This window comes from Colwellia sp. BRX8-7 (assembly GCF_014077275.1).
Taxonomy (GTDB): domain Bacteria; phylum Pseudomonadota; class Gammaproteobacteria; order Enterobacterales; family Alteromonadaceae; genus Colwellia_A.
Window position 1 is genome coordinate 1 of sequence record NZ_JACGVP010000037.1, and the last position, 6253, is coordinate 6253.

9 protein-coding genes are annotated in these 6253 nt (G+C 33.7%); all 9 read left to right on the plus strand.

Annotation, left to right across the window (positions count from 1 at the left end; all coding sequences use genetic code 11):
- Positions 1-139: 139 nt before the first annotated feature.
- On the plus strand, positions 140-484 hold the full coding sequence (locus tag H4J57_RS18910) for a hypothetical protein (RefSeq protein ID WP_182243909.1): 345 nt from the start codon (positions 140-142) through the stop codon (positions 482-484).
- A gap of 104 nt (positions 485-588) precedes the next feature.
- Complete coding sequence (locus tag H4J57_RS18915) at positions 589-996, plus strand: hypothetical protein (RefSeq protein WP_182243910.1); 408 nt, start codon at positions 589-591, stop codon at positions 994-996.
- A gap of 117 nt (positions 997-1113) precedes the next feature.
- Positions 1114-1875, plus strand: a complete 762-nt coding sequence (locus H4J57_RS18920; RefSeq protein WP_182243911.1) for a hypothetical protein — start codon at positions 1114-1116, stop codon at positions 1873-1875.
- A 423-nt stretch (positions 1876-2298) separates the two neighbouring features.
- Entirely contained in the window at positions 2299-2745 is a 447-nt protein-coding gene (locus tag H4J57_RS18925) for a hypothetical protein (RefSeq protein WP_182243912.1), read from the plus strand.
- A gap of 160 nt (positions 2746-2905) precedes the next feature.
- On the plus strand, positions 2906-3364 hold the full coding sequence (locus H4J57_RS18930; protein ID WP_182218386.1) for a GNAT family N-acetyltransferase: 459 nt from the start codon (positions 2906-2908) through the stop codon (positions 3362-3364).
- 136 nt (positions 3365-3500) lie between these two features.
- The gene (locus tag H4J57_RS18935) at positions 3501-3956 is read left to right on the plus strand and encodes a GNAT family N-acetyltransferase (RefSeq protein WP_182222648.1); all 456 of its coding nucleotides are present in this window, start codon (positions 3501-3503) and stop codon (positions 3954-3956) included.
- Positions 3957-4519: 563 nt separating this feature from the next.
- Entirely contained in the window at positions 4520-4807 is a 288-nt protein-coding gene (locus H4J57_RS18940) for a hypothetical protein (protein WP_182243913.1), read from the plus strand.
- A 106-nt stretch (positions 4808-4913) separates the two neighbouring features.
- Positions 4914-5372 carry an energy transducer TonB gene (locus H4J57_RS18945; RefSeq protein WP_182243914.1) on the plus strand — a complete coding sequence of 153 codons (459 nt, stop codon included), beginning with the start codon at positions 4914-4916 and terminating at the stop codon, positions 5370-5372.
- Positions 5373-5495: 123 nt separating this feature from the next.
- Positions 5496-6038: a DUF4287 domain-containing protein gene (locus H4J57_RS18950; protein WP_182243915.1), complete on the plus strand. Its 543-nt coding sequence runs from the start codon at positions 5496-5498 to the stop codon at positions 6036-6038.
- Positions 6039-6253 lie beyond the last annotated feature (215 nt).

Consider the following 6253-nt stretch of genomic DNA (forward strand, 5'->3'; position numbering starts at 1 on the left):
GTATGTTATGTTTTATCATGCTAGCCTCTGTTTGATAATGTTGACACATATATTATGGCTCTGGTTTGTAAAACTAACCCACATTTAGAGGCTAGCACCTTGTGGGGAGTCATTGTGTCTATGTGTCTTTAGGAATAATATGAAATACTTGAGTTTACTTCCCATATCATTAATTTTAGGTTGTACAAATATATCCTTATCCGATAGAGCGATTCCTTACGATGATGGTTCGTTCTATACAGTAGTGGGTGGAGAAACAAAAGAGAAAGCTCACTCTATGTTGATAGGTGTCATGAAGTCTAGATGTGAAGTTGAAGGTGGAAAATCTTTTCAATTAATTTCTACGAAAAATAGTCAGACTGGAGAAGTTGAAAAATTTGTCAAAAGTAAATCTAGTACGAAAATTGGCTCTTGGGAATTTAGTGACGTTGATACAAATTATACACAAGGTTTTGATCTCGAAGCTAAATTCACATGTATATAGTTTCGTTGTACGACACATAATAAGCCATTCAAGCAGGACTTTTAATGGGGCGTTAGCTGCTTTTGGTCTTAAGCAGTATTTTTATTATCTATAGGGAAATTATTATGAAAAATATATTTAAATCTATTCTAGTTGCACTTGCTGTAATTACTTCGAATATTAGCTTTGCTAATGATATTTCAGCTGATTTCTTAAATAATGAAGCAGAAATTGCTCATAAAGTATATCTTCATGAGTCAACTGAAGTTGCAATCTATGCAATGGAATCTATTGTGAGGCTTCAAGAGTCCGATCAATCGGATAAATTATTACAAAAAACTGGTCCATCTAGTCTTTCATTTTCTTATATTCGTTTAGGTTTTTTATATGAAAAATCAGGTTTAATGCAAAAAGCAGATATAGCTTTTTCTAAAGCGGTTGCTACTTATAAATCACCATATAATAAAAATGAATCTGTAGCCCTTAGTAAATTAAAAACAGCAGTTCAAGAGTTGGATGCAATCAGCAGCTAACAAGTTGCTTAAACGGACGTAAAGTAGTTGGCTTGCTTTCGTTCCTCACTAATTTTAGCCAGCTATTATTTGTCACTTAACGTGGCGTTATAGGGCAAATCGGAGTGTTGAGTATCCATGAAGTTTATAAATAATTTAATCTTGGTGTTGTCCATTCTATTTACATCAACTTCGTTTGCTGTTGATAAAAAATACCACGAGGATATTTCCTTGATTAAAAGTGCTTTCAAGCAACAGGATAAGAAAGCTATTGCAACTTTTATTTCTTATCCATTAGGGCGTGAATTTCCAATACCTGCCATTAAAAATGAAGCAGAGTTAGTAAATCGCTTTGATGAAGTGTTTGATAAAAAATTTATCGAGCTAATAGCTAACTCTGATCTAGACAAAGATTGGAGCATGATGGGCTGGAGAGGCGTAATGTTTTCTAGCGGTAAACTTTGGCTAGATTCCAAAAATAAAATAAGAGCGATAACATATCAATCTTCAAAAGAAAAAGAGATCAAAGCAAGTTTGATTGAAAAACAAAAACAAACTTTGCATCTAAGCCTCAGAGTTTATAAAAAACCAATATTAGAGTGGAAAACATCTAAATTTCATATTCGAATTGATGATCTTGGGGATTACAATTATCGCTATTCGTCATGGAGTATCGATAAAAAAACTAGAGATAAACCTGATTTAATTTTAGAAAATGGAAAAATGGTTTTTGAAGGTAGTGGTGGTAATCATCACTATTCTTTTTCTAACGGTAAATATATTTATCGTTGCTATGTTAGTGTACTTGGTAATAGTAAGTCTGCACCTGGAATATTAGATGTTTTCAAAGGTAAGGAACATATATTAAGTGACGATGTTATTGAGGTGCTAAGTCGCTAAATTTCATGCGTTTAATTGCCCTATAACAAGTCATTCAAAAGGAAAAAAAACAGTTGGCTGTTTTCGTTCCTGAACATTTTAGCCAACTATCATTTGCCTGTTAATTAGGCGTTATATGCCAAGGAATGTTTTGAACATCTACTCAATACTTGATCATTTATTAGTCATTCTAATTTCGTTATATGGGGTAGCATTCTTTAGTGGCTACCTTAAGCAGTCAGAAAAATCACCAGCCATGATTTGGATGAAAACTAAATATCCAAAATCGCCTAAAATTCTAATGTATCTTGGTGTTTTTGTGATATTAAATCATTCAGTACGTTTAGTTATCGAGCTGTTTAGTTGAACGTCGGCATATAAGCCATTCAAGCCGGACAAATAACAGTTGGCTCTTAATAGGGCGTTAACTGCAAGGAGGCACTGTTGAGTATTATTTCCAATATAACTTTAGTTATCGTATTTTTATTATCACTGATTATATGCAACGCTTTGAAAGCTGAAGAACATTGCAAAAATGATGTTTGCATTGAATTTAACGATATTCAATTAAAAATATCATCAGAATATATTATTATTCCTACTCTCAAAGAACATCCTAAGTACATGAAATACGTTGATCAATTACTTGTGTCTTCATTATATTTAAAGGATAAGCGTTTGTGTCTGGATTATTGTGAGGAGTCCTTTAGAGGTAAAGTATTCTCTGATGGTGTCAGTAGTAAAAGATTGAGTATTGTTCATGGCGAAGGTTATTCTGCATCATCATGGAGTATGGAGTTTACCAACTCTGAAGGGCCACAGATTACACATATGGGTATTATTTATACCAATAATACCCTGTTGCAAGTATTCGATGATAAAAAGCTTTGACTGTATTTGCTTTCACAGTTAAATAGTAAGAGTTAAATTGCAGCTAACAAGCTGCTCAAACGTTCAAACGGACAAAAAACAGTTGGCTGCTTCACTCTGTTCACAATTTTAGCCAACAATTTTTTGCCGCTTAACGTGGCGTTAACTTCCTAGGGATAGAATGAGTATACGAAAAGCTACAATCAATGATGCAGTAGGAATTCGATCTCTAATTCTGAGCGCCGCAGAACCACAAACCAACTCTGACTTTAATAAAGAAGGTATTGTACACTTTAAAGAAAGCCTTGAATTGAAAGCTATAAAAGAACGCATCCAAAATAAAAAATATTTGATGTTATGTTTTGTCAAGGAATACAAAATTGTCGGAATAATAGCAATTTTCAAAAAAGAAAAGTTAAGTCAGCTTTTTGTTGACCCTAACTCTAGAAAGTTAAATATCGCTAAACAATTGTGGTCAGCAGCAAATGAAATCTGTATAGCTCAAGGAGGTAATGGGAATTACTGGGTAAAGTCTTCAACTATGGCTATTCCTGTTTATGAGCGTTTCGGTTTCCGCCTTGATTCGGCTCAACAAAATACAGACGGTATAATTTTTCATACGATGTTGCTACAGTCATGAATACGGAAGTTAACAAGTCACTGAAAAGGACAAAAAACAGTTGGCTTTTGCTGCTTCGTCGCTTATTTTAGCCCACTATTATTTGCCGCTTAACGTGGCGTTAGAGAGCAATGCAGATTTTGAGCCTAGGCATACTATGATAAACAAACTTGATAATTCTAATGAAGACGTTGGTAATAAAATTTTTAAAGTTTTTCAAAACTCTTACAAAGTTGAAGCTCAGCTTATTAATGCTTCTAATTTTCCACCACTATCGCGAAGCATTAAAGATATAAAGAATTCAGAAACACTGTTTTATGGTTTTTATGAAAATGGATGCATCGCAGGAGTCATAGAGGTTGTTGTAAAGGGTAATCAATTAGAAATAGATAGTTTAACCGTTGATCCAAAGTATTTTAAAAAAGGGATTGCAGGTCAATTGATTAGTTATATTCTCGACTTATTTGAATTTACAGAAGCAATTGTAGAAACTGCCGTTGCCAATGATCCAGCAATTAATTTATACAAGAAATATGGCTTTGTTGAGTTTAAACAGTGGACACCAGCTCATGGTATTCGAAAAGTCGCAATGTCGTTGAAAAATGATCTCTAACAACAGCCATTCAAGCAGGAATTTTAACAGTTGGCTAGGTTCCGCTTCGTTCAACATTGTAGCCAACTATTATTTGCCTCTTAATGGGGCACCAGCTGTACTATGAAGCTTTTAGGTAAGGAGCCTATTATCAAATTTTTTAAACTTACATCAACTCTTGAATTAATAGGATGGTTTTTTCTTATTCTATTTTTTTCGGTTCTAATCTTCAATATAGAGCAAAGTTTCTTAGTTATAATTCTACTTTGTCTTACTTTGCTATTTTCTGTACTTTCAGGGATCGTACCTATGTTCTCAAATGTGGTTCCCCAAACTTCTTTATTAATAAGAAGATTATTTCCAGCAATTGGTATTGTTATTTACTTTTTGGTTCAATTTGTAAGAGAACCATTTATTATACCTTTCTAATGAACTAGCATACGGCTAACAAGCAAATCAAGACCGATAAAACAGCGGGCTGTGCTCGTTACTCGCTATTATAGCTAGCCATTTTTTAGCCGCTTAGCAAAGCGTTAGTTTTCGTAGAGCGTGTATTATCTCCATTTGTCAAAAAGGATAATTTGATGTTAAACAAAGTAATAATTATTATCTGTACACTGATCTTCACAGGATGTGTTGTTGTTCCTGAAGTGGATCATTCTCAAAAATATCAATGTGGTTTGTCTACAGATAAAAAGACTCTTAAAGTTGTTAATCTAATGAAGGGCGACACTAGCTTTTATGAATGGAATGATGAGTTTTTATCTGTAATAACTATGCCGACATCAGCAGTTGTCTCAAGTGTATACGTAGCGGTAAATAATGTTTATCACTTTGGTGAAAAACAAATAAAATGTGGTAACAAAAACTAACAAGACTTTTAAACGACAAAAAGCAGTTTGCTGTTTTTGTTCTTCAGTATTTTAACAAACAATTTTTTGCCTGTAGTTAGGGCGATAGAGCTATAAGGAGTTAGCAATGAGAAATGCCGTTTCAATTACAATAATAAGTTTATTTTTAGGTGCATGTGCGTCTAATGATACTTTTCAAGTTGTCGATGAATCCCTAATTGAATATAAGGATATATCTTTAAAAGAACAAAGAGAATTAGTTAAAGAGTATTGGATAGTTGAAAAGAGGCTAGACCCTAAATACCCAATAGAAGCAGCAAGGAAAGGTTTATCTGGTTGTGTTGATCTTATTGTCGGTATAAACAAAGATGGTAAAACCAGTGGCTACAAAGTAAAGGAATCTTATCCTAAAGGTGTATTTGATTACCATGCTGCTGCGTCTCTCAAAAGCTGGAGATGGTCAGCAACAGAAGTAAATGTTGATAAAACACCTGTATTGACATCCATACAATTGGATTTTATGGTTAGTGGCGCAAAGAATGCCAAGGAAGCTAAAAATAAATGCGGATGGAATTATAAGGTATAGCGCTAACAAGCTATTCTAGCAGGATAAATAACAGCTGGCTATTTGCTGCTTCGTTGCTTATTTTAACTAACTATTATTTGTCTCTTAATGGGGCGTTATTTTTTGAATAAAAAGGTGGAGTATATGGATAAATCGCTGCAAAAAATGATTGAAAATATGCCTGAAAAAACAGGTAAAAAATTAGAAGAATGGTTTCAAACCTTGGACAAAGAGAATTTTGAAAAGCATTTAATGGCTGTGAAATTTTTAAAAACAGAGCATGGTGTAACACATGGGTTTGCAAATACAATTGTCACTTTATCTAAAGAAAGAACTAATCCTCCTGAAGATTTAGTTTTAAATCAATATGGTGGTAAAGAATCGCTTAAGCCTATTTATGAAATGCTTTTCTTAGTAATCAAAAACTTTGGTGAAGATGTTGTAATTACACCCAAAAAAGGAAGTGTAAGTTTCATCAGAAAAAAACAGTTTGCTTTAATTAAGCCGGCAACTAAAACAAGAATAGACTTGGGTTTAAAACTTAAAGACGTCGAGGTGCAAGGGCGGTTAGAAGCATCAGGACCATTTGGCACTATGTGTACCCATAGAATGCAACTAAATAATATCTCTGACGTTGACAGTGAAGTTATCGAATGGTTATCGAAAGCGTACGAAACATCTGTTTAGTCAAAACATAACAAGCGGTTCAATCGAAAAAATACAGTTGACTATTTTCACTGTGTTCAACATTTTAGCCAACAATTTTTTGCCTCTTATCGAGGCGTTGGTATGACTCCCCACGTCAAGTTAAATACACTGATCCTTGTTCATTAATTTCAGAACCATTGTATTCACTTTTAGTATTAAGTGAGTTAACGCATAGAATGAAGCAAGTAATTTCG

What these genes read in the sequence shown, in the direction of transcription:
- H4J57_RS18930 (WP_182218386.1), top strand. Translation starts at nt 2,906, where the DNA reads ATGAGTATACGAAAAGCTACAATCAATGATGCAGTAGGAATTCGATCT.
- H4J57_RS18915 (WP_182243910.1), top strand. Translation starts at nt 589, where the DNA reads ATGAAAAATATATTTAAATCTATTCTAGTTGCACTTGCTGTAATTACT.
- H4J57_RS18920 (WP_182243911.1), top strand. Translation starts at nt 1,114, where the DNA reads ATGAAGTTTATAAATAATTTAATCTTGGTGTTGTCCATTCTATTTACA.
- H4J57_RS18910 (WP_182243909.1), top strand. Translation starts at nt 140, where the DNA reads ATGAAATACTTGAGTTTACTTCCCATATCATTAATTTTAGGTTGTACA.
- H4J57_RS18945 (WP_182243914.1), top strand. Translation starts at nt 4,914, where the DNA reads ATGAGAAATGCCGTTTCAATTACAATAATAAGTTTATTTTTAGGTGCA.
- H4J57_RS18950 (WP_182243915.1), top strand. Translation starts at nt 5,496, where the DNA reads ATGGATAAATCGCTGCAAAAAATGATTGAAAATATGCCTGAAAAAACA.
- H4J57_RS18935 (WP_182222648.1), top strand. Translation starts at nt 3,501, where the DNA reads ATGATAAACAAACTTGATAATTCTAATGAAGACGTTGGTAATAAAATT.
- H4J57_RS18940 (WP_182243913.1), top strand. Translation starts at nt 4,520, where the DNA reads ATGTTAAACAAAGTAATAATTATTATCTGTACACTGATCTTCACAGGA.